Here is a 21,912-nt window from a genome sequence, read left to right on the forward strand (position 1 = left end):
ACCTCCCGTATGCCTTTTTTAAATAAATTAAAATTCTATCTTACAAACCAAACAATCCTTTATTCAGCAATTGCAGGGTTTTTATTTTATACTCACTGTTTACTAGCAATGAAATATTGTGCGGGCTGCCGCCATAGCTTACCATGCGCACAGGCACTTCTGCCATCGACTCGAACAAGCGTTGCAACACGTGGTCTGTCTTGGCTATCTCGTTGCCTACAATAGAAACAATCGTTTGGCCTTTGTCTACCTCTACTGTGCCAAATGGTTCCAGTTCTTTTACTATTTCTTCTAAAAAAGTATCTGAATCAATGGTAACAGATACTGCCACTTCCGATGTGGTTACCATGTCTATGCTGGTGCGGTATTTTTCAAACACTTCAAACACCTTGCGCAAAAAGCCATAAGCCAGCAACATGCGGCTGCTCTTTATTTTAATGGCAATAATGCCATCTTTTGCCGCTACTGCTTTTACGCCTACGCTTCCGGCATCCTCTGTTATTACGGTGCCTTCTGCATCGGGCTGCATAGTGTTCAATAGTTTTACAGGCACGTTCATTTGCTGTGCCGGCCAAATACAGGTAGGGTGCAAAATCTTAGCCCCGAAATAAGCTAGTTCAGCAGCTTCGTCAAACGATATTTGCTTGATGGCCACGGTTTTATCCACCACGCGAGGGTCGTTGTTGTGCATACCGTCTATGTCTGTCCATATCTCGCACACTGTAGCTTGTATAGCTGCCGCAATTAGGGATGCGGTATAGTCGCTGCCGCCACGTTTCAGGTTGTCCACCTCGCCACGGGCATTGCGGCAGATATAGCCTTGCGTTACAAACAGTTTTTTATCTGCATGATGTTTCAATATCTGGCTTAGTTTCACCTTTATGCTCCCCAACTGCGGTTCTTCGTTAGCATCAATGGTCATGAAATCCAAGGCAGGCAATAATAAATGGTCTATCCCTTGCTCTTCAAGAAATACGGAGAACAGTTTGGTACTCAGCAACTCACCTTGTGCAAGAATATCTTTGTTCAAGGCTTCGCTAAAGGAAATACGGAGAATGATGTTTAAAAATTCGAAATGCTCCGTAACAATGGCGTTTGCTTTTTCACGGCCTGCTTCTGTGGTGGCCAATTGCAGCACGAAAGAACGGTAATGTGCTTCCAAAGTGTCAATGGCCTGTTTTGCCCCAACCCGGTCGCTATGTGCTAAAAAATTGCTGATACCTACTAGGGAATTAGTTGTGCCGCTTAAAGCACTCAATACTACTATCTTAGGTTCGTCTGTTTTTGTAATCAGTTGTGCTACTTGGTGCATACGTTCTGGCTTGCCTACGCTGGTGCCACCAAACTTCATAATTTTCATAAAGACCTGTTCTTTTTTTGTTGGTGCAAATATAGTAGTGGTAAGTCATAAGTGGCTTTTTTGGGTTTTTACTTACCACTTATGACTTATCACTACTTGTCCATTATCCTAATAATATCTTTTGCAAAATAAGTAGCTATCAAATCGGCACCTGCCCTTTTAATAGAAGTAAGCACTTCCACAATGGCCTTGTCCTCGTCTATCCAGCCCATTTTGGCAGCGGCTTTTACCATGGCGTATTCGCCACTTATGTTGTAGGCGCTTACGGGTATGTCCACAGCATTTTTTACCTCTCGGATAATGTCTAGGTAAGATAGGGCAGGTTTTACCATCACGATGTCGGCACCTTCTTCCACGTCCATCAGGGTTTCTTTTAAGGCTTCCAAGCGGTTGCTGTAATCCATCTGGTAGGTCTTTTTGTCGCCAAAGCCTGGGGCAGAGTCTAGTGCATCCCTGAACGGGCCATAAAAGCAAGAAGCATACTTTGCACTATAAGCCATGATGCCTGTTTTAGTAAAGTTGTTCTGCTCTAATGCCTGCCTAATGGCGGCAATGCGGCCATCCATCATGTCGCTGGGTGCTACAAAGTCTGCCCCCGCAGCAGCATGGCTTACGCTCATTTCGGCCAGTATTTCCACTGTAATATCATTCACAATTTCGCCATTCTCCACAACGCCGTCATGCCCATCGGAAGAGAATGGGTCCAGAGCTACGTCTGTCATAATCAACATGCCCGGCACCGCATCTTTAATGGCTTTTATGCTGCGCTGCATTAGCCCGTTAGGATTTACGGCTTCCTTGCCGTATTTGTCTTTTACCTCGTCTTTGCATTTTACAAACAGCAAAATGCTTTTCAGCCCCATTGCCCAAAGGCTTTTTACTTCGGCAACGGTATTGTCTAGGCTTAGGCGGTAATAGCCGGGCATAGAAAGTATTTCGTCTTTTACATTGCAGCCTTCCACAATAAAAAGCGGCACAATAAAATCTTGGGGCTGTAAAATGGTTTCTGCCACCATTGCCCTGATGGCTTGCGACTGGCGGAGTATCCTATTGCGGCGGTTTAATATCATAGTGGTGAGAACTAAGTGATAAGTAGTAAGTTATTTCGTTAAGCAAATTAAACCTATAAGATTTCAAAAACCTTATGAGTTTATGCGTTTTAATCTTCTGGCTATATGCAATATTAGTGAGGGATTTGCTTTTTTAGTTATATCCATTTGCAAATTATAGGATATTTTACAGTTTACTGATAAACAAAACCAATATTCCTCCGGTTGAAGCCAGAGGCTATAACATTAGTCATACCTATGGCATTTCACTTTTATTTATAACTGATAATTCTTCTCCTTGCCTCCTTCGTATTAAAAGATTCCACCTTTGTAAAACGTTTCAACCCAATGTGCATCATGCTTAGTTCATCACCTTCGGCAAAACTATTCAGGGCATCTTTGCCAGCTTTGTTAATGCGGTCGGCAGCATCGTATATATAGGTTTTTACCATGTCTGCTTGAAAAGCAGTGGCATCTGCACCTAGCTTATCAGCAAGTTTTAGCAAGCGCAGCAAGGCACTTTCTGAGTGGAAGGTTTCTATTGCCATGTCGGCAATATTCATCAGCACTTCTTGTTCTTTATCCAATTGCGCCATCAGTTTTTGCACGGCTGCGCCTGCCACCAGCAGGATGGCTTTTTTAAAATTGGCTATACATTTTATTTCTTTGGCAAAAAGCCCTTCTTCCTCATTGCCAAAATCGGGTATGCTCATCAGTTCTTTTTGAACTGCCATGGCAGGCCCCATCAAATCTAGCTTGCCTTTCATGGCACGTTTTAGCAGCATGTCCACTACCAGCAGGCGGTTTATCTCGTTAGTGCCTTCAAAAATACGGTTGATGCGGCTATCCCTGTAGGCTTTGCTTACTAGGTATTCATCGCTAAAGCCATTGCCGCCATGCACCTGCACCGCTTCGTCCACCACAAAATCCAATACTTCGCTGCCAAACACTTTTAGCATGGCACATTCTATGGCAAATTCCTCCGCTGCGCCTAACAAGGCTTGGTTAGCCGGAATGCCCTCTTTTTCCAACGAATGTTCTTTTTCGTTTACCCAATTGGCTACCCTGTACAAGGCACTTTCACTTACCCATATACGGATGTACATCTCGGCAATTTTGTGCTTGATAGCCCCAAATTTTGCGATGGGCATGTGGAACTGTTCACGGGTGTTGGCATATTCCAAAGCCATGTCGGCAACTATTTTTGCACTGCCAATGGTAGCGGCATTTAGTTTTAAACGTCCAATATTTAAGATATTGAAAGCAATGATATGGCCACGACCAATTTCGCCCAATACATTTTCCACAGGTACTTTGCAATCCTGAAAAAACAATTGGACAGTAGATGAGCCTTTGATGCCCATTTTATGTTCTTCTTCGCCTTGTGTAAAGCCTTCAAAGCCCCGTTCTACAATAAAAGCGGTGAATTTGTCGCCATCTATTTTTGCAAATACGGTATATACATCCGCAAAACCACCGTTTGTTATCCAGCATTTTTGCCCGCTCAGTATATAATTTTTGCCGTCTTTACTCAATTTTGCAGATGTTTTGGCACTTAGTGCATCGCTGCCGCTGTTTGGCTCGGTAAGCCCGTAGGAACCTTTCCATTCGCCGCTGGCCAGCTTTGGGATATATTTTTGTTTTTGTTCCTCCGTGCCAAAATACAAGATAGGCAATGTGCCTATACCTGTATGGGCAGACACCGCTACACTAAAGGAATACCCCCCACCCAAGCCTTCGCTTACTATGGTAGCCGTTATAAAATCTTTTCCCAATCCGCCTAAGGCTTCAGGTAAGGATGTTGCCAGCAGCCCTTGATTGCCCGCTTTTTCCAGCAATGAAGGCATCAAGCCGGGTTCAAGGCTGTCAATCCTGTTGAGCAGGGGGTGTACTTCTGCCGCCAAAAACTGGTGGCACATATCCATCACCATGGTTTGTTCCTCGTCAAAATCTTCCGGTATAAATGTTTGGAAGGGGTTACTTTCTTTAACTATCCATTCGCCGCCGTTCAAAGCAGTTTTTGCTGCAATACCCATAGTGGTATTGCCGGTTGTTTGTTCACTATTATTTGGCATGGTACAAGCTTTTTAGTATCGTTAAATTTGCTTGTATAAAGTTAGGTTGTATTTTGTATTGTAGTGTTAAAGTTTTTGTTACCACGCATGTATTTTTTCGGCACAAAAACTCAAAGGCTCAAAGTGGCACGAAGAAAAGAACCTGCTTTATGAAATCCAATACCCGTTAACCTTATTTTCCTTTGAACTTCTTCGTGTTTTTTGTGCCTTCGTGCAAATTATTCAAAATTGCACTGGAGTTCTAACGCACTTTTAAATCACCTAAAACAAGACATACTGCCAGCAAAACCTAGTTTTCCCAATCCCGACATGCTATATTAGCAGTTGTTTTTGCAAAAGCCTGATTATTGTTGCATTATTGCATTAGTTGGAAAACATTCATTTTAAACCACCCGAATGAAAATATTAATAAAATATCTTTCCCCTTACCGCTGGCAATTGGCGCTGGCAATGCTTTTGGCTGCTATAAACCAAGTTTTCTCGCTGCTAGACCCTACCATTTTTGGTAAAATAATAGACTTTTTAAATACGTCTGGCACCTTGAGCAAAAAGGGATTTGTTACCAATACTACTATTACTAAAGATTTCTTTATTAAGCATATTGCCGTGCTGATGGGCATGTCCATAGGCGTTGCAATGGTGTCCCGCATAGCCAAATCGTTTCAGGACTATGTGGTAAATGTAGTGGTGCAAAAGTTTGGTGCAAAGGTTTTTACCGATGGATTAAAACATTCTATGCGGTTGCCTTACCAAGATTTTGCCGACCAGCGCAGTGGCGAAACCCTGTCTATACTGCAAAAAGTAAGGCAAGACAGCAGCCAGTTTATTGGCTATTTTATCAACGTGCTTTTCCCTATCCTAGTGGGTGTTGTTTTCTTGATTGTAGTGGCGGTTTCTATCCACTGGAGCTTATTGCTGGTATATTTTGTAGGAATCCTTATTTTAACCTTTCTTGTAGGGGCATTGAGCAAAAAAATAAAAGCCATCCAATCTAAAATAGTAAAAGAAACAGCTGCTTTAGCAGGTAGCACCACAGAGAGCCTACGCAATATAGAACTAATCAAAAGCCTTGGCCTTACCCAGCAGGAGGTAAAACGCTTGAATACCAATACCTACAAAATACTAGGCTTGGAATTGTCGAAGGTAAAACGGGTACGCAGTATTGCTTTCCTGCAAGGCACTACTGTGCACTTTATACGCATTATTATCCTTTCTATACTTACTTATATTGTTTTTGCTGGCAGGCTTACCACCGGGCAATTGATTTCCATGCAGTTTTACAGCTTTTTCATTTTTGGCCCATTGCAGGAGCTAGGCAGCATCATTACATCATACAGGGAAGCCGAAACGTCTATCAACAATTTTGACAACCTGATGAAAAAGCCTGTGGACCACAAGCCAGATGCGCCCTTAGAGGTAGGCGACATAGCAGAACTGTCTTTTGAAAACGTTTCTTTCCAGCATACCACGGCGCAATACAAGGCCTTGGAAAACATCACCTTTAGCGTTGAAAAAGGCGAGACCATTGCATTTGTAGGCCCCAGCGGGGCTGGCAAAAGCACATTGGTAAAACTGCTGGTAGGCCTGTACAGGCCTGTGGAGGGCGATATTTTTTACAATGGCAAGCATGGCAACGAGATAGACTTTGACGAACTAAGGGGGCAAATAGGTTTTGTAACCCAAGACACGCAGCTTTTTAGCGGCACTATCAAGGAAAACTTATTGTTTGCAGCACCAGGCGCCACGGAAGAAGACCTTTGGGATGCGCTGCACAAAGCAAGTTGCGAAAACCTGCTGCAAAGGGCAGAGCATGGCTTGGACACGATGATTGGCGAAGGCGGATTGAAACTAAGTGGCGGCGAAAAACAGCGGTTGTCTATTGCCCGTGCATTGATACGCAGGCCTAGGTTATTGATTTTTGACGAAGCAACTTCTGCATTGGATTCATTGACCGAAGAGGCCATTACCAATACCATCAGGGTTATTTCAGAAGAAAAAAACCAAGTTACGGTGATGATTGCCCACAGGCTTAGTACCATCATGCACGCCGACAGGATTTATGTGCTGGAAAAAGGGCAAATAGTAGAAATGGGCAGCCACGCAGAATTATTAGTAGAAAAGGGTTTGTACTATGCCATGTGGAGGCAACAAATTGGCGAAAGAAAAGCAATAATGGCATAGATTTTTCTTCTCACCGCACAGGCTCATAGATTTAAAAGACATAAAAGAGCATTTAGGTAAGATAGGCAGACATAGGCTTTGTTTCCTTTTTTGCAAGCCTATGTAGGCTTATGCAAGCGAAGCACTTTCTTTAAGCTATATGGCTATGTGGCGAAATAAAACAATAAAGTGCCTCTTGAAGCTTCTTGCTTTAGTGGCAAAAAACACCTCAGTAGCAACGAAGATTTAACGGGTGCATAAAAGTTTTTCGCTTTGTGGCGATATTCCTTAATCTTTAAAAACCTTATCTTTGTGCCAGAAATGCCCTTGCTAAAAAACTAGATTAAACACATTTTACAAGCTATCAACTAGTATTTGCATCGATGTTCTTTTTTTATTAATATTAAGATAGTTTTAGCTTAAAAAATTAGCCTTGTATTGATGGCTGTATAATACGCAAAAATTACGCACAAAATGAGCATGAAATACGCAAAAAGTATGCACGAATCACTCAAAAAATATGCACAAAATAGGCACAAAATACGCATTAAAATTTGCCATTATTGTTGATAATCAATGATTTAAAGATGAGGGGACGTTTTTTCAAAAAATCGCAAATAGGAAAAAGAACCGAAAATTGTCAAAACTGAAACTATTTTAATAAAAAACCCAGAAAAAGTAATAGTATAGAAATTGTATAAGTGTCCTCGTTTTGCATCCCATCTTATTGCCCATGGGGTGTATGTTCCAGCTTTTTGGGATAATTGGTGGGCAGGGTTATAGTAGGGTATTTTTTCACTAAAAAGCGAAAAACTTTTATGCACCCGATTTAACTGCCCCACATCCATTTCTTGTGTAACTTTGCTTTTGATTGTTGCCATTTTATGAAAAAAAGTATTGTCTTTACTTGCCTTGTTTTTGCGATGCTGTCTTGTAGCAAAAACAGTACTACTACTACTCCTCCTACGCCTAGTGACACATTAGTTATAGTACACCCACCACTTGTAGATACGGTTGCACAATATGGCACACCTTTTACCAATGTACCCGATAAGCAAGACGCCATTATTTACCAAGTAAACATACGCGCCTTTAGCTCACAAGGTTTTGCAGGGGTAACAGCAAGGCTAGATTCTATAAAGGCGTTGGGCATCAATGTGGTTTACCTGATGCCTATTTACCCGGTTGGCACTTTAAAGGCTGTTAATTCCCCCTATTGCATAAAAGATTACAAAGCAGTAAATACAGAGTTTGGCACGCTGGCAGATTTGCGTGCATTAATAGACGGCGCACATGCCCGCAACATGAGCGTTATTTTAGACTGGGTAGCCAACCATACCTCGTGGGACAATGCCTGGGTTGCCGCACACAAAGACTGGTACTTGCAAGATGGCGCTGGGAATATCCTTAGCCCACCAAATACAGGCTATACCGATGTTGCACAGCTAAATTTTACCAATGCAGCCATGCGGCTTGAAATGATAAAAGACATGAAATATTGGGTGTATAGTGCCAATATAGACGGCTTCCGGTGCGATTATGCAGACGGACCGCCAGCAAATTTCTGGGGCCAAGCAATAGACACCTTGCGTAATATCAGCTCTCACAAATTACTGATGCTGGCCGAAAGCGATGCAAGCAGCCTTTTTAGTGCAGGGTTCGATTTTACTTTTGGGTTCAATTTTTATGGGCAGATGAAATCTGTTTTTAGCAGTAATAGTTTGGTGCAGAATATTGACAACCTAAATACTTCCGAATATGCCAATGCTAGTAATGGCCAGCAAATAGTACGCTACCTTACCAACCACGATGTAAATGGTTCCGATGGTACGCCTTTGGATTTATTTGGCGGCAAAACTGGTTCCATAGCTGCTTTTGTAGTGGTCGCCTATATGAAAAGCGTACCAATGATGTACAATGGGCAAGAAGTAGGATTCCCAACTAAAATTATTTTCCCATTTACGGGTACTAAAATTACTTGGAACATAAACCCAGATATTACGGCAGAATACAAAAAAATATTGGCATTCAGGAATAGCAGCAAAGCCATCAGGCAAGGAACGCTTGTTTCTTATAGCTCTGCGGATGTTTGTGCTTTTACGAAGTCTATAACTGGTGAAAAGGTGTTTGTATTATCAAATTTACGAAATAATACCCTCACTTACACCTTGCCTAGCGCATTGGTTAGCACCAGCTGGACGAACGTATTTACGGGGGTTAGTGTAAGTTTAGGAACACAGGTTAGTTTGCAGCCCTATAGCTATTTGGTGTTGAAGCAGTAAATTTCACTTCCACTCCTTACCTTTAACCCATGGACAAACAATATAAACTAGACCGTACAGCCGTAACAGCCCTGAGCTTTGAGCAGGCAGACGACCACACGAGTTACTGGCAAGATAAAACACCAAATGAAAGGCTGAATGCTGCTTGTTTCCTAATCAACCAAATTTATGGCGTAACCGCACAAACAAAAGTGGACAGGACTGTTATTACCTGCCGTAAACACAAAATATCTTAAACCCAATGCTATGGGCGACATTTTTAATAACGACTTTCGGGATTTTATTGATGCCTTGAACAACCATCAGGTAGAATACATCTTAGTAGGTGGATACGCCGTTATTTTACATGGCTATATCAGAAGCACGGCAGACATGGACGTATGGGTTAATAAAACACCTAGCAATTACGAAAAACTTAAACGTGCATATAAAGAATTTGGTGCGCCCATTTTTTCAAAAGAAGATTTTTTAGGTGACACATATGATGTTTGGGCTATTGGGGTAGCTCCAAATAGAATTGATATTATGAATGCAGTTAAGGGCGTTTTATTTGAAGAAGCATTTAATAAATGCCAAATATTTCACCAAGGGGCAACCGCCGTTAGGTATATTCACCTAAACCATCTCCTAAAGGCAAAAGAAGCTGCTGGGAGGTTTAAAGACAAAGCCGACATTGAACAATTGACGAGAAATCAAGATGAACAATAAAATATCACTTATTATCAACACGATTTATCCCACCCTCTTACACCATCAACGTAAAATAAAACCTGCTCCCCACCCCAATTTCGCTATCCACATGAATGCTACCTCCTTGGGCTTCTATAAATTCCTTGCTGATAGAAAGACCTAGACCGGTACCTGTTTTGCCATTGCCTGGCACTTGGAAATAACGCTCGAAAATTTTATCCTTGTATTTGGTATCAATGCCTATTCCATAGTCTTTTACGGCAAATAGTACTTTGTTGCTTTCTTTCAGTATTTCTATTTGTATTTCGCCATTTTCAGGTGTATAACGAAGGGCATTGGTCAGGAAATTTATTAAAACCCAAGCGGTTTTTTCTTTGTCTGCTTTTACATTGGGCAATCCTGCAATAGCATTTATTTTTATGGTCACTTGTTTTTGGTCGGCCTGCACTTTTACTGCATCTAAGGCATATTGCAAAATGTCATAAGGCCTGCAAGGTTGGATGCTTAGCTGGATATTGCCTGTTTCTACTTGCGACATATTCAACAATTCGCCTGTTATTTTCAAAAGCCTATTGCTGTCATCTTTAATGCCTTCTATTAGCTGTTGTTGCTCTTCGTTCAATTCTCCCGTGCTGCTGCTTTGCAACAATTGCAGACTCATTTTAATAGCGGAAATAGGTGTCTTTAATTCATGGGAAACCGTGGCAATAAAATTTGTTTTAGCCTCATTCAATTCATGGAATGGGGTAATGTTACGCAACACAATTACCTCACCAATTACTTGTTCATCATTGCTTACTTTAATAATGTCTTTGTTAAAATAGCTTTCTTTATTGTCGGCATATATTTTTAATTCGTGGTGGTCGTCATTTTGTAGCAAGCGCCTCATTAAATCATTTTTCAAGGCGATGTCTGGGGCATATTGACCAATAATTTCTTTTTCTTTTAAGCCAAGCATTTTTTCTGACACAGCGTTTAAAAACAAGATGTTTTTACGTTCGTCAAAACCCATAATGCCGTCTTTCATTTGATTAATGATTGTTTCAATGCGGCTTTTCTCAAATTTTATCTTAGCCAGATTACTATGCTCATACTCATGTAGTTTTTCTGCCATGGTATTGATGGAGTCTGCCAGTTCCTTGAACTCATCGTCCTGTTCCATGTGTATCCGGTTGCTATAATTTTTATTGGCAATTTCACGGATACCCCTCGACAAAGTTTTTACTGGTGTAGAAATTACATCAGGAAAATTGATGGTAAGGGTGAAAGAAATAATGGTCAATACAGAAAAAATGATGGTCAACCAAAAAATGGCACTACTAGCCGTTTTCTGCGCCGTTTCGTTTTTGTGCAGTATGGCATTTTGGTTAAGGTTATTAATTATCTGTATTGACTGCCGCAGTTCCCTGTAATTGCTGCTGTCTTTAGGTTTTTGCTTCAATTCCTCAAAATTGGTACGGAGCGATTTGGTGGCTTCCTCTTCCCCAAACTCAGTAATATTCTTCTCTTGTTTGGTCAGATTTGCCTCAAAATCAGCAAAAGCCTTTTTATTTTCAGGCAATTCATCCAATGCCCTCAGCATATTATTGTCATAAACAAGGGTTTCATAGTTGTTCTTCAATATCTTGTCTGCATCTATGCTGAGCCTGTTGATAGATACGATGCCAAGGATACCGAACACCAGTATCACGATGAACAGGAAGCCAATGCCAACGGTCAACTTAGTTTTTAATTTCATTACGATAGTATTACGATGTCTATTTCCGATGCAGACAATTTGTTTAATAATTGATTGAACACTGCGGTACTCAATATTACGTTCATCAGGTTCAAATGTGGCTTGCCAATGCAGATGGTGGTAATATTTTTTTGCGCTGCGGCTTCAAAAATACCTTTTGCAATGTTCTTGTTTTTTATTTTAATAATCTCGGCTCCAAGTTCGGCAGCCATTTTGAAATTGTTAATCAAATGCCGTTGTGCTGCCAATCCTATTTTATCGCCATCCTCATCAGGGGTTTGTACATATAGCAAAAACCATTTGCTGTGGTAATAAGATGCCAAGCGTGCCGATTTACGGATTACCTTTTTTGCAATTTCGTGGTTGCTGCTAATGCAAGCCAAAAAGCGCTCCGTTTTCAGGTGCGCATTGCGGGGCAGTTCTGTTTCTATCTTGCGCTCTACCTGGCTGGCCACTTCCTTCAGTGCCAATTCCCGAAGCTGCAATATTTTTTCGCTCTGGAAAAAATTGCGCAACGAAATTTCTACTTTGTCGGGGGTATAAATTTTGCCTTCTTTTAGGCGGGTAATCAGTTCATCTGCCGTTAAATCTATGTTTACTACTTCGTCTGCCTGTTGCAGCACGCTGTCGGGTATCCTTTCTGCTACGTCTATGCCCGTAATGGTTTTTACTTCTCCATTCAGGCTTTCTATATGCTGTATGTTCACGGCACTTATTACGTTGATGCCCATATCTAGTATGTCCATCACGTCCTGCCAACGCTTTTCGTTTTTACTGCCTTCAATGTTGGTGTGTGCTAGTTCATCTACCACTACTATCTCGGGGTGCAGGTTTATTACCGCCTGCACGTCAAACTCTTCCAGTTCCTTGCCTTTGTAAAACAATTTACGCCGGGGTATCAGGGGCAACCCTTCCAGCAATTCATGGGTTTCCTTGCGGTTGTGTGTTTCTATATACCCAATCTTTACATCCACGCCATTCCTTAGCAGGGTATGCGCTTCCTGCAACATGCGGTAGGTTTTGCCTACCCCGGCACTCATCCCCATGTATATCTTAAACTTCCCCCGCCTGCTTTTGCGGATGAGGTCTAAAAAATGTTCGGCACTTTTTTCTTCTTCAGGCATAATAGTAGTCGTTAGTAGTCAGTAGTCAGTGGTCAGTAGTCAGTAACAAGTCGTCAGTAAGATTGATCCCTACTGAAGAGCCTATGTCTGACTACTGACCACTGACTACTCATTTAATTTTATCTAAATCCACATTCAAAGCCAATACATTTATCTTTTCAGTACCCAACAAACCAGCCAATGGCTTTTCAATGTGCGAATTTACCAAAGTGGTTACTTGTTCTGCAGATAATTTGCGTGCTTTTGCAATCCTATCTACTTGTACCAATGCACTTTGTACGGTAATATTGGGATCCAAACCACTACCAGATGAAGTTACCAAGTCAGAAGGGATATCGGCTTTTTTAACAGTAGGGTTGTGTACTAAGAAACTGTCAATCCTATCTTGAACTTGTTTTAAGTAATCAGGATTAGTAGGTCCTTTGTTGCTTCCAGAAGAACCTGCTGCATTGTAACCAGCCGCAGAAGGACGGCCGTTAAAGTATTTATCTTGCGTAAAACCTTGGCCTTCTAAGGCATAGCCTTTCACTTTGCCATCTACCACTACAGTTTGCCCCTCGCCTTTGTTGGGGGCTATCTGGGCAAAGCCCAAGATGATTAAAGAATATAACCCGCAAAACACAACGATACTGATACCAGTAAGTTTTAATGCGGGGAGAATATGTGTTTTCATTTTATTTGCTTTAAATTTGAGAAAATTATTTGTTATGTACAGGAAGATAATTGATGTTTTAAGCGAGGATAATCTTCAAGTTCAACTACCAAAAGAATACTTAAACAAACAAGTAGAAGTTATAGCTTTTGAATTGGATGAGGACATAAAAGGAAAGCCTGCTAAAGAGTTTGATGAAGCCATTTCATTTTTTGATTCTTTAAATGTTGACATGCGTAATTTTAAATTTAACCGTGATGAAGCTAATGAACGATAGATATTTTCTTGATTCTAATGTCATTTTATACCTAAATGATGAAGCTGGTTCTTTAAAAAAGGAAAAAGTCAAAATATTACTTCAGTCAAATCCATTTATAAGTAGTCAAGTAATCTTTGAATGCCTTAATGTTTGTTTAAGGAAATTTAAATACCCAAAAGAAAAAGCCATCCTCTTTGTAAAAAGCCTTTTTAAAACATGTACAATTTTAAATGAAGAAAAAGAAACCTGTTTATTAGCCATTGAGTTGTTCGCTAAGCACCAACTACAAGTATATGATTCCAAAATCATTGCGTCTGCTTTAGATGCTGGCTGTGTTACACTATTTTCGGAAGACCTACAGAATGGACTGGTTATTAATAATAAACTAACCATCATAAATCCTTTTTTAGAAAACTAATCTTGTATGTCAAACTCCAGAAACAAAACACCCATCATTGGTTATACAACAGCGACATCTGATAAACCTGGCAAAAAACAAGCGTTTAGAAGGTTTAGAAGAAAAACAAAAGTTGAATTACAACAAGGCAAAGAACTTTTCACTATTCATACCAAACAAACTACAGCTTGGGATATGCCAAAGGATGGAAAACATTATGTTAAAGATATTGACATTAAGTTTTTAAGGAAATGACTGTACGGAAATTATTAAAACCAAACACTTACCAGCATATCCAACAATTTAATACCAATAAAAGGAACTACCACGCCACCCAAACCATAAATCAGCAAATTCCTTCTTAACAATGCACTCGCACCAATTGGTTTATAAGCTACACCTTTTAGAGCCAAAGGAATCAATGCAGGTATAATGATGGCATTAAAAATAACGGCTGAAAGGATAGCGCTTTCTGGACTGTGCAGCTTCATTACATTTAGGCTTTGCAAGCCTGGCAAAGAAGCAATGAACAATGCCGGAACAATGGCGAAATATTTGGCTACGTCGTTTGCAATGGAAAAAGTGGTTAAAGTACCCCTTGTCATCAATAACTGTTTACCTATTTCTACTATTTCAATGAGCTTGGTAGGGTCGTTGTCCAAATCTACCATGTTGCCTGCTTCTTTTGCTGCTGCTGTACCGCTGTTCATGGCAACTCCTACGTCCGCTTGGGCAAGAGCGGGGGCATCGTTTGTACCGTCGCCCATCATCGCTACTAGTTTGCCACCTTGTTGCTCACGCTTAATGTAATTCATTTTATCCTCGGGTTTCGCCTCGGCAATAAAGTCGTCCACACCTGCTTTTTCAGCTATAAACTTGGCAGTTAAGGGATTGTCACCAGTAACCATTACTGTTTTCACACCCATTTTGCGTAAGCGTTCAAAACGTTCTTGTATGCCGGGCTTAATAATATCTTGCAATTCTATTACACCCAGTATCTGTTCGTTTTGAGAAACTACCAATGGGGTGCCACCATTAGAAGCTATCTTTTTTACTTGCTCAGCAGTTTCTGGTGGGAATGAATGACCAGCCTTTTCAGCAATTTTCCTTATGGAATCAGCCGCTCCTTTCCTTACCCTTAGCCCAGTTGGTAGGTCTATACCACTACACCTTGTTTCGGCTGTAAATTCTATAAATACGGCACCCGTAATATTGAATTGGTCTTTGCCAAGGTTGGCCAATTCTATAATTGACTTCCCTTCTGGTGTTTCATCTGCAAGGGAGGATAATGCACAAGCATCAATAAATGCTTTTTCATCTACCCCGTTGGCAGGCCAAAAGTTGGTAGCCTTTCTGTTACCAATGGTGATGGTACCTGTTTTATCCAATAACAACGTATCTAAGTCACCCGCTGTTTCTACTGCTTTACCACTTTTGGTAATTACGTTTGCCCTCAAGGCCCTGTCCATCCCCGCAATACCAATGGCACTTAACAAGCCACCTATGGTTGTAGGTATCAAGCAAACGAATAAAGAGATAAACGCTGCAATGGTGATAGGCGTGCTGGCATAGTCGCCAAATGGTTTTAAGGTAACGCATACAATGATAAACACTAGCGTGAAACCAGCCAACAAAATAGTCAATGCTATTTCGTTTGGTGTTTTTTGACGGCTGGCACCTTCTACCAAGGCAATCATTTTATCCAAGAAGCTTTCGCCTGGCTCGGTGGTTACCCTTACCTTAATCCTATCTGACAATACTTTTGTACCGCCTGTAACAGAACTTTTATCGCCACCAGACTCCCTGATTACAGGGGCAGACTCACCAGTGATGGCACTTTCATCTATGGTGGCAATACCTTCTATTATTTCACCATCCATGGGTATGGTATCACCCGTTTCGCAAAGGAACACATCGCCTTTGCGCAGTTGTGATGAAGGCACAATTTTTATTTCGTTCACGAATATGTCGCCTACGGCTTGTATCCATTTGGCAGGGGTTTCTTCCCTTGTCTTGCGGAGGCTGTCTGCTTGTGCCTTGCCCCTTGCCTCAGCTATGGCTTCGGCAAAGTTGGCGAATAGCAGGGTAACGAATAACACCCCAAAAACAATCAGGTTATAGGCCAAGCTGCCTTGTGTTTTATCACCTGTAATAATCCAGATACACACGCCGAGCATTACGGCTGTGCCTATTTCCACCGTAAACATGACCGGGTTGCGGAACATTATTTTCGGGTTCAGCTTGATGAAAGACTGTTTTAAGGCCTCCTTCACCAAGGCTGGTTCGAAGAGTTTGTTTGACTTTGTTGACATTTTATTTAGTTTAAATGTTGAATTATAAATTACCTCGCCCCAACCCCTCTCCAAGCGAGGGGGCAAAGCCCGCCTCCATTGGGGAAGTTCCTTTAAGGATGTAGGGTTACTTCAAGTTAAAATACTCTGCTATTGGCCCCAGTGTTAAAGCAGGGAAGAATGACAAGGCTGCAATAATGAAAATAACAGCGAAAATCATTACACCGAAGGTGGCAGTATCTGTTTTCAATGTACCTGCGCTTTCTGGTACATATTTTTTATTGGCAAGGATGCCTGCAATGGCTACTGGCCCAATAATCGGTAAGAACCTACCTAGCAACATCACAATACCGCAGGTAATATTCCACCAAGGGGTATTATCTCCCAGGCCTTCAAATCCACTACCGTTATTGGCGGAGGAAGAAGTGTACTCGTACAGCATCTCGCTAAAGCCATGGTTACCGGGATTATTCAACCAACCACCGTAGGTTGTTGCATCATGGGCAATTAGATAGCTAGCTAAAGCAGTGCCTACCAATATTAAGAAAGGGTGCAATAGTGCAATAATGGCGGCTATCTTCATTTCCTTGGCTTCTATCTTTTTTCCGAGGAACTCAGGCGTTCTACCTACCATCAATCCACTAATAAATACCGCAATGATGATGAAGATGTAGAAGTTTAAAAAGCCTACCCCAACCCCTCCGTAAAAGGAGTTAATCATCATGCCCAGCAAGCAAAACATACCCGTAAGCGGCGTAAAGCTGTCGTGCATGGCATTTACCGAACCGTTGGATGTTACAGTAGTAGTGATGCCCCAATAAGCCGAAGCAGCAGGGCCAAAACGTACTTCCTTGCCTTCCATGCTACCAAAGTTTTGGATGATGCCCATTTTGCCAATGGCAGGATTGCCCTTCATTTCCAAATAGACGGATGGTACTACAAACAGCAGGAAGCCGATGGTCATAATGCCAAACACCATCCATGCAAACCGCATCCTTTTGATTACATAGCCAAGGGTAAACACCAAGGCAATAGGTATCAAGATAATCAATACGTTTTCCACGATGTTGGTAAAGTAGCTGGGGTTTTCGAGCGGGTGCGCAGAGTTGGCACCAAAAAAGCCGCCACCATTAGTACCAAGCTGCTTAATGGCAACTAAGGCAGCGGCTGGCCCTCTACTAACCGAGATGGTATCTCCTTGCACGGAGATAAACTGATCTTTTCCTTTAAACGTCATCGGTGTGCCGCTAAACAGCAATACCACCGCTATAATGATAGACAAAGGCAACAATACCCTTGTTAAGGATTTGATGAATAAGTTGTAAAAATTGCCTACCAAAGCCAAGCCATCATTGCCTTTTTGGAAGATTTGGTTGGGTTTCATGTGCAGGAATACAGCGGCACAAGCAGCCATGCCCGCAGCGGCACTAACAAACTGCCACAACATCAATATTAACTGTCCCAAATAAGACAAGCCGCTTTCGCCAGAATAGTGCTGCAAATTGGTGTTGGAGATAAAACTGATAGAGGTGTTAAAGGCCAAATCCGCAGTCATGGATGGGTTGCCATCAGGGTTGAGGGGTAATAAGCCTTGTGTCATCAACACAATCATAGAAAGCAAAAACCAAACTAGGTTGATGGTGAGCAAGGCCAGCAGGTGCTGCTTCCAGTTCATGCCTTTTTCGGGTTTAATTCCGCCTAGTTTAAAAAACAATTTGTCTAAGGGGTTCAGCAAGGCATCTGGCCAAGTGGCGTCCCCACAATAAACTTTGCCCATATAGCGGCCCAGCGGTATGGCCAAAGCCACCGTGAGCAAAAACATAAGCACTACGCCGAGGATTTCTGTGTTCATAATTTAATTTTTAGTGGTAAGTAGTAAGTAATAAGTGGTAAGTATTTAGACGTGTGTTTTTGGCCGAAGGCCATACTTATTACTTACTACTTACCACTTATTACTTTTGTGTTTTAGAATTTTTCTGGTTTTACTAATACATAACAGATGTAACAAAACACCAGTATGGAAATGATAAATAAAGCTGCCATGGTAAATGTGGTTTTAAATTTTGTCGAAAACATCAATTGATTTGTAGAAAAGTGCAAAGCCTACTAGGCCTGCTGCGATTAAGATTGCAGTGAGCATTTTTTTATTTTTTAGTGAGTAAATAACATTTTGATGCGTATAAAAGCGAGATAAAGCAGCCCTATGGAAATAGCCCAAACAATAGCGATAGCTATAAAATCTATCACTGTTTCTTTGTTTATCCTCAGCCCTATTTTGTTTTGCTTTTCCATTTCAGGTTGTTTGGTATTGCATAGCCAAACAGAATGCCGCAAGATTTTTTCATTTTGAAAAAATGGCTGAAATGCTTTGCTGTATTGATTTTTAGTATATTTAAAGTATCATTTTGTTATAATTATTGGTGTTTTTTACCGTGCCGATATGAGGGTGTTTTTTCAAAATGGCAGGGTGGGTGGGGTTAGTAGCAGCGAGTAATAAAAACTATTCCTTATTCCTTGTATCTATCATTATGGTTACGGGTCCATCATTCAGCAATGCCACTTTCATGTCGGCTCCAAAAACACCCGTTTGTATGGGCTTGCCTAGGTCTTTTTCTAGTTGCGCAATCATGGCTTGGTACATGGGTATGGCAAAATCGGGCTTGCTGGCTTTTAGGTAAGAGGGGCGGTTGCCTTTTTTGGTGCTTGCAAACAAGGTAAACTGGCTAATCAGGAGAATGTCCCCGCCAATGTCCAGTACGCTTTTGTTCATTACCCCATCTTCGTCATTAAAAATGCGGAGGTTGCCTATTTTATTGCTAAGCCAAATTGTGTCATCTGCGGTATCGGCATCTTCTATGCCCAGCAATACCAACAAGCCATTTTTTATAATGCCCGTTATGCTGCCTTCTACTGTTACAGAGGCTTCTGTTACTCGCTGGATTACTGCTCTCATATAAGGTTGCAAGTTAAATAATTTACCAAGAAGGCATAAAGCCACAAAGGAACACAAAGTTTCAAGAGAACATTATTGCGCAGGTGGTTTTTCACCACATAGCCACATAGTTTTAAGCGCGTAAGAGAGCGAAAACATAGGGATACTATGCTGTAAATTTATTTGCGAAAAAGAGGGAATAAAATAAGAATTTACTATGTTTTCTTTCTTTTTACTTTTAACCAGGCCTATGTGCCTACTGTGCCTATGTGGTGAATAATAACTTTACTTTTTCTTCTTAGTGCTTCTTAGAGCCTTCGTGGCTTTGTGGCAGAATAAAAAAAGCCGCCCTTATTGGGCAGCTATTCTGTTAAGTAAAAAACGTTGGGCAGTTTATACAATTTCCCAAACTTCCTTGCCTTTTAATAATTTATCTAAGTTGCCCTTGCCTTTTGTGGCAATGGCTTCTTCTATTTGCATGGCCATTACATCTTCGTAGCAATCCCTTTCGCCTTCGTAAAACACGCCAAACGGCCGTGGGAAATGCCCCTCGATCCTTGGGTCGTCAAACATCCTTACCAATATCTGCGCCTTGTAAAAATCGTTTTCGTCGTGTATCCACAAATCGTCTTTGCTGCCGCCTTCTTCTAGGTTCACGACTACTGGTTTCAAGCCATCTAGTTTAATGCCTTTGTTTTTTGCTGCGCCGTATATCAATGGCTGGCCATGTTCCAAAAACAAAGCCTCTTCTGGTTTGGATCCCTTCTCGGTAAATATTTCAAAAGCACCATCGTTAAAAATGTTGCAGTTCTGATAAATTTCAAGGAACGAAGCCCCTTTGTGCAGGTGGCTTCGGGTAAGCATTGCTTGCAAGTGCTTAGGATCCCTGTCCATGCTGCGAGCTATAAAAGTAGCGTCTGCGCCCAATGCCAAAGCAAGGGGATTGAATGGGTGGTCAATGCTGCCAACTGGTGTGCTCTTGGTAATCTTTTGTTTTTCTGATGTAGGCGAGTACTGCCCTTTGGTAAGGCCATAAATTTGGTTGTTGAACAGCAATACATTCACGTCAAAATTCCTGCGGAGCAGGTGGATGGTGTGGTTGCCACCAATGCTTAGCCCATCGCCATCGCCTGTTACTATCCATACGCTTAGCTCTGGGCGGCTCGCTTTCAGTCCGCTGGCCACAGCCGTTGCGCGTCCGTGGATAGAGTGCATCCCAAACGTATTCATATAATAAGGGAAACGGCTGCTACAGCCAATGCCGCTAATAATCACGATGTTTTCTTTCGGCACGCCGATAGAGGGCATTACTTTTTGCACTTGTGCCAAAATGGAATAATCGCCACAGCCAGGGCACCAACGCACTTCCTGGTCTGTTGCAAAATCTTTGGATGTCAATGTGGGTAACACGGCTACAATTGCTTCTTCTGTCATAAAATTCTTTAAACAGGCTTTAAATAAAAAGGGAAGCAAAGATAACAGCCAATTTGGTAAAATAAATAGTTTTTACGGGTGCATAAAAGTTTTTCGCTTTGTGGCGATATTCCCTAATCTTTAAAAACCTTATCTTTGTGCCAGGGATGCACTTGCTAAAACCCTGGCTGAATGTATTTTACAAGCTATCAACCAGTACTTGCATCAAAGTTATTTTTTTATTAATATTAAGATCGTTTTAGCTTAAAAAATTAGCCTTGTATTGATGGCTGTAAAATAGGCAAAAATTACGCACAAAATGAGCATAAAATACGCAAAAAGTATGCACAAATCACTCAAAAAATAAGCACAAAATAGGCATAAAATACGCATAAAATTTTGCCGTTATTGTTGATAATCAATGACTTAAATGCCTGGGAACGATTTTTCAAAAAATCGCAAATAGGAAAAAAGACCGAAAATTGTCAAAACTGAAACTATTTTAATAAAAAACCCAGAAAAAGTAATAGTGTAGAAATTGTATAAGTGTTCTCGTTTTGCATCCCATATTATTGCCCATGAGGTGTATGTTCCAGCTTTTTGGGATAATTGGCGGGCAGGGTGGTACTAGGGTGTTTTTTCACTAAAAAGCGAAAAATTCCTATACAACCAATTAGCCACTAATGCACGAATAGCACTAATTTTTTATATTAATTGGTTGTTTTTAGCTAAACACCAGTTGCTTGTAGGGAGACTTTTATGCACCCGTTTTTACCAATACCGTTAAAAATGTCGCTACGAAACTACATAGGAGCAAAATTGTACGAAGGGAATAAAAATGAAAGGCTTTATGCTTCTTTGTGTTTTTGTGCTTTAGTGGCAATTTTATTCCTTTGTGACAGCGGCTTATCTTTGGCATATAATTTTAAATGATGAGCATAGATATTACTGCCGAGATACAATTTAAAACGGCAAGGAGCGGTGGCAGCGGTGGGCAAAACGTAAACAAGGTAGAGACAATGGTAGAAGGCCGGTGGGATGTAGCCGCATCAGTACTCGTAGATGAAAAACAAAAAGAAACCATCCAACAAAAACTATCCAACAGGATAACAGGCGAGGGCTTGCTACTGGTAAAGTCCCAAACAGCAAGGACACAGCTAGACAATAAAGCCAATGTAGTAGCAAAAATGAACCAGCTTGTAAACGATAGCCTTGTAAAAAAGAAAATCCGGATTGCTTCCAAGCCTAGCAAAGCAGCCAAGGAAAAAAGGCTGGATGGGAAGAAAAGAAAAGGGGAAATAAAGGCACACCGTGGAAGGGTAGTACTTTAGCATCTAAGGTAGGCACATATTATTAATTTTGAATTTTAAATTAAAATGAAAAGTAAGGACAGAAATAATTTTGCTCTAACTTGCAAAAGTCTTCGGTACAACATTTCGGCCAATCATTCGGTTCAAATACCTCACCCGAAACCAATACGATATTTTTCA

The 21,912-nt window shown here is 41.2% G+C and carries 19 protein-coding genes; 8 read left to right on the forward strand and 11 right to left on the reverse strand.

Annotated features, from left to right (window positions below):
* Positions 1-40: 40 nt before the first annotated feature.
* The 3 genes from ACHFIY_RS01955 to ACHFIY_RS01965 form a co-directional block, all read right to left on the reverse strand.
* Entirely contained in the window at positions 41-1,360 is a 1,320-nt protein-coding gene (locus tag ACHFIY_RS01955) for an aspartate kinase (protein ID WP_410844362.1), read from the reverse strand.
* A gap of 92 nt (positions 1,361-1,452) precedes the next feature.
* Complete coding sequence (gene hemB, locus ACHFIY_RS01960; protein WP_410844363.1) at positions 1,453-2,430, reverse strand: porphobilinogen synthase; 978 nt, start codon at positions 2,428-2,430, stop codon at positions 1,453-1,455.
* Positions 2,431-2,681: 251 nt separating this feature from the next.
* A complete protein-coding gene (locus ACHFIY_RS01965; RefSeq protein ID WP_410844364.1) occupies positions 2,682-4,484 on the reverse strand; it encodes an acyl-CoA dehydrogenase FadE in 1,803 nt (600 codons plus the stop codon).
* Positions 4,485-4,880: 396 nt separating this feature from the next.
* On the opposite strand from ACHFIY_RS01965, the gene ACHFIY_RS01970 reads away from it, so the two are divergent.
* The 4 genes from ACHFIY_RS01970 to ACHFIY_RS01985 all read left to right on the forward strand — a co-directional run bounded on the left by ACHFIY_RS01970 (position 4,881) and on the right by ACHFIY_RS01985 (position 9,634).
* Positions 4,881-6,665: an ABC transporter ATP-binding protein gene (locus ACHFIY_RS01970; RefSeq protein ID WP_410844365.1), complete on the forward strand. Its 1,785-nt coding sequence runs from the start codon at positions 4,881-4,883 to the stop codon at positions 6,663-6,665.
* 863 nt (positions 6,666-7,528) lie between these two features.
* On the forward strand, positions 7,529-8,926 hold the full coding sequence (locus ACHFIY_RS01975) for an alpha-amylase family glycosyl hydrolase (protein ID WP_410844366.1): 1,398 nt from the start codon (positions 7,529-7,531) through the stop codon (positions 8,924-8,926).
* A gap of 29 nt (positions 8,927-8,955) precedes the next feature.
* On the forward strand, positions 8,956-9,162 hold the full coding sequence (locus tag ACHFIY_RS01980; RefSeq protein WP_410844367.1) for a hypothetical protein: 207 nt from the start codon (positions 8,956-8,958) through the stop codon (positions 9,160-9,162).
* 10 nt (positions 9,163-9,172) lie between these two features.
* Positions 9,173-9,634, forward strand: coding sequence for a DUF6036 family nucleotidyltransferase (locus ACHFIY_RS01985; protein ID WP_410844368.1), 462 nt, complete (start codon positions 9,173-9,175; stop codon positions 9,632-9,634).
* A gap of 37 nt (positions 9,635-9,671) precedes the next feature.
* Here ACHFIY_RS01985 and ACHFIY_RS01990 read toward each other — a convergent pair whose 3' ends face one another.
* The 3 genes from ACHFIY_RS01990 to ACHFIY_RS02000 all read right to left on the reverse strand — a co-directional run bounded on the left by ACHFIY_RS01990 (position 9,672) and on the right by ACHFIY_RS02000 (position 13,151).
* Positions 9,672-11,354, reverse strand: coding sequence for a HAMP domain-containing sensor histidine kinase (locus ACHFIY_RS01990; RefSeq protein WP_410844369.1), 1,683 nt, complete (start codon positions 11,352-11,354; stop codon positions 9,672-9,674).
* On the reverse strand, positions 11,354-12,478 hold the full coding sequence (locus ACHFIY_RS01995; protein ID WP_410844370.1) for a sensor protein KdpD: 1,125 nt from the start codon (positions 12,476-12,478) through the stop codon (positions 11,354-11,356). The genes ACHFIY_RS01990 and ACHFIY_RS01995 overlap by 1 nt, the downstream gene beginning before the upstream one ends.
* A gap of 109 nt (positions 12,479-12,587) precedes the next feature.
* A complete protein-coding gene (locus tag ACHFIY_RS02000; RefSeq protein WP_410844371.1) occupies positions 12,588-13,151 on the reverse strand; it encodes a K(+)-transporting ATPase subunit C in 564 nt (187 codons plus the stop codon).
* A 34-nt stretch (positions 13,152-13,185) separates the two neighbouring features.
* On the opposite strand from ACHFIY_RS02000, the gene ACHFIY_RS02005 reads away from it, so the two are divergent.
* From ACHFIY_RS02005 to ACHFIY_RS02015, 3 genes are read left to right on the forward strand one after another with little or no spacing between them, the layout of a single operon-like run.
* Positions 13,186-13,407, forward strand: coding sequence for a hypothetical protein (locus tag ACHFIY_RS02005; RefSeq protein ID WP_410844372.1), 222 nt, complete (start codon positions 13,186-13,188; stop codon positions 13,405-13,407).
* Positions 13,388-13,807 carry a PIN domain-containing protein gene (locus ACHFIY_RS02010; protein ID WP_410844373.1) on the forward strand — a complete coding sequence of 140 codons (420 nt, stop codon included), beginning with the start codon at positions 13,388-13,390 and terminating at the stop codon, positions 13,805-13,807. Before ACHFIY_RS02005 ends, ACHFIY_RS02010 begins: the two co-directional genes overlap by 20 nt.
* Before the next feature lie 6 nt (positions 13,808-13,813).
* Positions 13,814-14,041: a hypothetical protein gene (locus ACHFIY_RS02015; protein WP_410844374.1), complete on the forward strand. Its 228-nt coding sequence runs from the start codon at positions 13,814-13,816 to the stop codon at positions 14,039-14,041.
* Positions 14,042-14,055: 14 nt separating this feature from the next.
* Here the strand turns inward: ACHFIY_RS02015 and kdpB are convergent, their stop codons facing one another.
* The 5 genes from kdpB to ACHFIY_RS02040 all read right to left on the reverse strand — a co-directional run bounded on the left by kdpB (position 14,056) and on the right by ACHFIY_RS02040 (position 20,443).
* Positions 14,056-16,098, reverse strand: coding sequence for a potassium-transporting ATPase subunit KdpB (kdpB, locus tag ACHFIY_RS02020; protein ID WP_410844375.1), 2,043 nt, complete (start codon positions 16,096-16,098; stop codon positions 14,056-14,058).
* Positions 16,099-16,204: 106 nt separating this feature from the next.
* Positions 16,205-17,929 carry a potassium-transporting ATPase subunit KdpA gene (kdpA, locus tag ACHFIY_RS02025; protein WP_410844376.1) on the reverse strand — a complete coding sequence of 575 codons (1,725 nt, stop codon included), beginning with the start codon at positions 17,927-17,929 and terminating at the stop codon, positions 16,205-16,207.
* Positions 17,930-18,228: 299 nt separating this feature from the next.
* A complete protein-coding gene (locus tag ACHFIY_RS02030) occupies positions 18,229-18,369 on the reverse strand; it encodes a hypothetical protein (protein ID WP_410844377.1) in 141 nt (46 codons plus the stop codon).
* Between the two features lie 208 nt (positions 18,370-18,577).
* Entirely contained in the window at positions 18,578-19,030 is a 453-nt protein-coding gene (gene dtd / locus ACHFIY_RS02035) for a D-aminoacyl-tRNA deacylase (protein WP_410844378.1), read from the reverse strand.
* A 372-nt stretch (positions 19,031-19,402) separates the two neighbouring features.
* Positions 19,403-20,443 carry a 2-oxoacid:ferredoxin oxidoreductase subunit beta gene (locus tag ACHFIY_RS02040; RefSeq protein WP_410844379.1) on the reverse strand — a complete coding sequence of 347 codons (1,041 nt, stop codon included), beginning with the start codon at positions 20,441-20,443 and terminating at the stop codon, positions 19,403-19,405.
* A 908-nt stretch (positions 20,444-21,351) separates the two neighbouring features.
* On the opposite strand from ACHFIY_RS02040, the gene arfB reads away from it, so the two are divergent.
* Positions 21,352-21,753, forward strand: coding sequence for an alternative ribosome rescue aminoacyl-tRNA hydrolase ArfB (arfB, locus tag ACHFIY_RS02045; protein ID WP_410844380.1), 402 nt, complete (start codon positions 21,352-21,354; stop codon positions 21,751-21,753).
* The last annotated feature ends 159 nt before the right edge of the window (positions 21,754-21,912 follow it).

Source organism: Parasediminibacterium schistidii (assembly GCF_046546515.1).
Lineage (GTDB): Bacteria > Bacteroidota > Bacteroidia > Chitinophagales > Chitinophagaceae > Parasediminibacterium.

Bases quoted from the DNA above. Each gene is read 5' to 3' on its own strand.
- ACHFIY_RS01955 (WP_410844362.1), bottom strand. From the start codon at position 1,360: ATGAAAATTATGAAGTTTGGTGGCACCAGCGTAGGCAAGCCAGAACGT.
- hemB (WP_410844363.1), bottom strand. From the start codon at position 2,430: ATGATATTAAACCGCCGCAATAGGATACTCCGCCAGTCGCAAGCCATC.
- ACHFIY_RS01965 (WP_410844364.1), bottom strand. From the start codon at position 4,484: ATGCCAAATAATAGTGAACAAACAACCGGCAATACCACTATGGGTATT.
- ACHFIY_RS01970 (WP_410844365.1), top strand. From the start codon at position 4,881: ATGAAAATATTAATAAAATATCTTTCCCCTTACCGCTGGCAATTGGCG.
- ACHFIY_RS01975 (WP_410844366.1), top strand. From the start codon at position 7,529: ATGAAAAAAAGTATTGTCTTTACTTGCCTTGTTTTTGCGATGCTGTCT.
- ACHFIY_RS01980 (WP_410844367.1), top strand. From the start codon at position 8,956: ATGGACAAACAATATAAACTAGACCGTACAGCCGTAACAGCCCTGAGC.
- ACHFIY_RS01985 (WP_410844368.1), top strand. From the start codon at position 9,173: ATGGGCGACATTTTTAATAACGACTTTCGGGATTTTATTGATGCCTTG.
- ACHFIY_RS01990 (WP_410844369.1), bottom strand. From the start codon at position 11,354: ATGAAATTAAAAACTAAGTTGACCGTTGGCATTGGCTTCCTGTTCATC.
- ACHFIY_RS01995 (WP_410844370.1), bottom strand. From the start codon at position 12,478: ATGCCTGAAGAAGAAAAAAGTGCCGAACATTTTTTAGACCTCATCCGC.
- ACHFIY_RS02000 (WP_410844371.1), bottom strand. From the start codon at position 13,151: ATGAAAACACATATTCTCCCCGCATTAAAACTTACTGGTATCAGTATC.
- ACHFIY_RS02005 (WP_410844372.1), top strand. From the start codon at position 13,186: ATGTACAGGAAGATAATTGATGTTTTAAGCGAGGATAATCTTCAAGTT.
- ACHFIY_RS02010 (WP_410844373.1), top strand. From the start codon at position 13,388: ATGAAGCTAATGAACGATAGATATTTTCTTGATTCTAATGTCATTTTA.
- ACHFIY_RS02015 (WP_410844374.1), top strand. From the start codon at position 13,814: ATGTCAAACTCCAGAAACAAAACACCCATCATTGGTTATACAACAGCG.
- kdpB (WP_410844375.1), bottom strand. From the start codon at position 16,098: ATGTCAACAAAGTCAAACAAACTCTTCGAACCAGCCTTGGTGAAGGAG.
- kdpA (WP_410844376.1), bottom strand. From the start codon at position 17,929: ATGAACACAGAAATCCTCGGCGTAGTGCTTATGTTTTTGCTCACGGTG.
- ACHFIY_RS02030 (WP_410844377.1), bottom strand. From the start codon at position 18,369: ATGGAAAAGCAAAACAAAATAGGGCTGAGGATAAACAAAGAAACAGTG.
- dtd (WP_410844378.1), bottom strand. From the start codon at position 19,030: ATGAGAGCAGTAATCCAGCGAGTAACAGAAGCCTCTGTAACAGTAGAA.
- ACHFIY_RS02040 (WP_410844379.1), bottom strand. From the start codon at position 20,443: ATGACAGAAGAAGCAATTGTAGCCGTGTTACCCACATTGACATCCAAA.
- arfB (WP_410844380.1), top strand. From the start codon at position 21,352: ATGATGAGCATAGATATTACTGCCGAGATACAATTTAAAACGGCAAGG.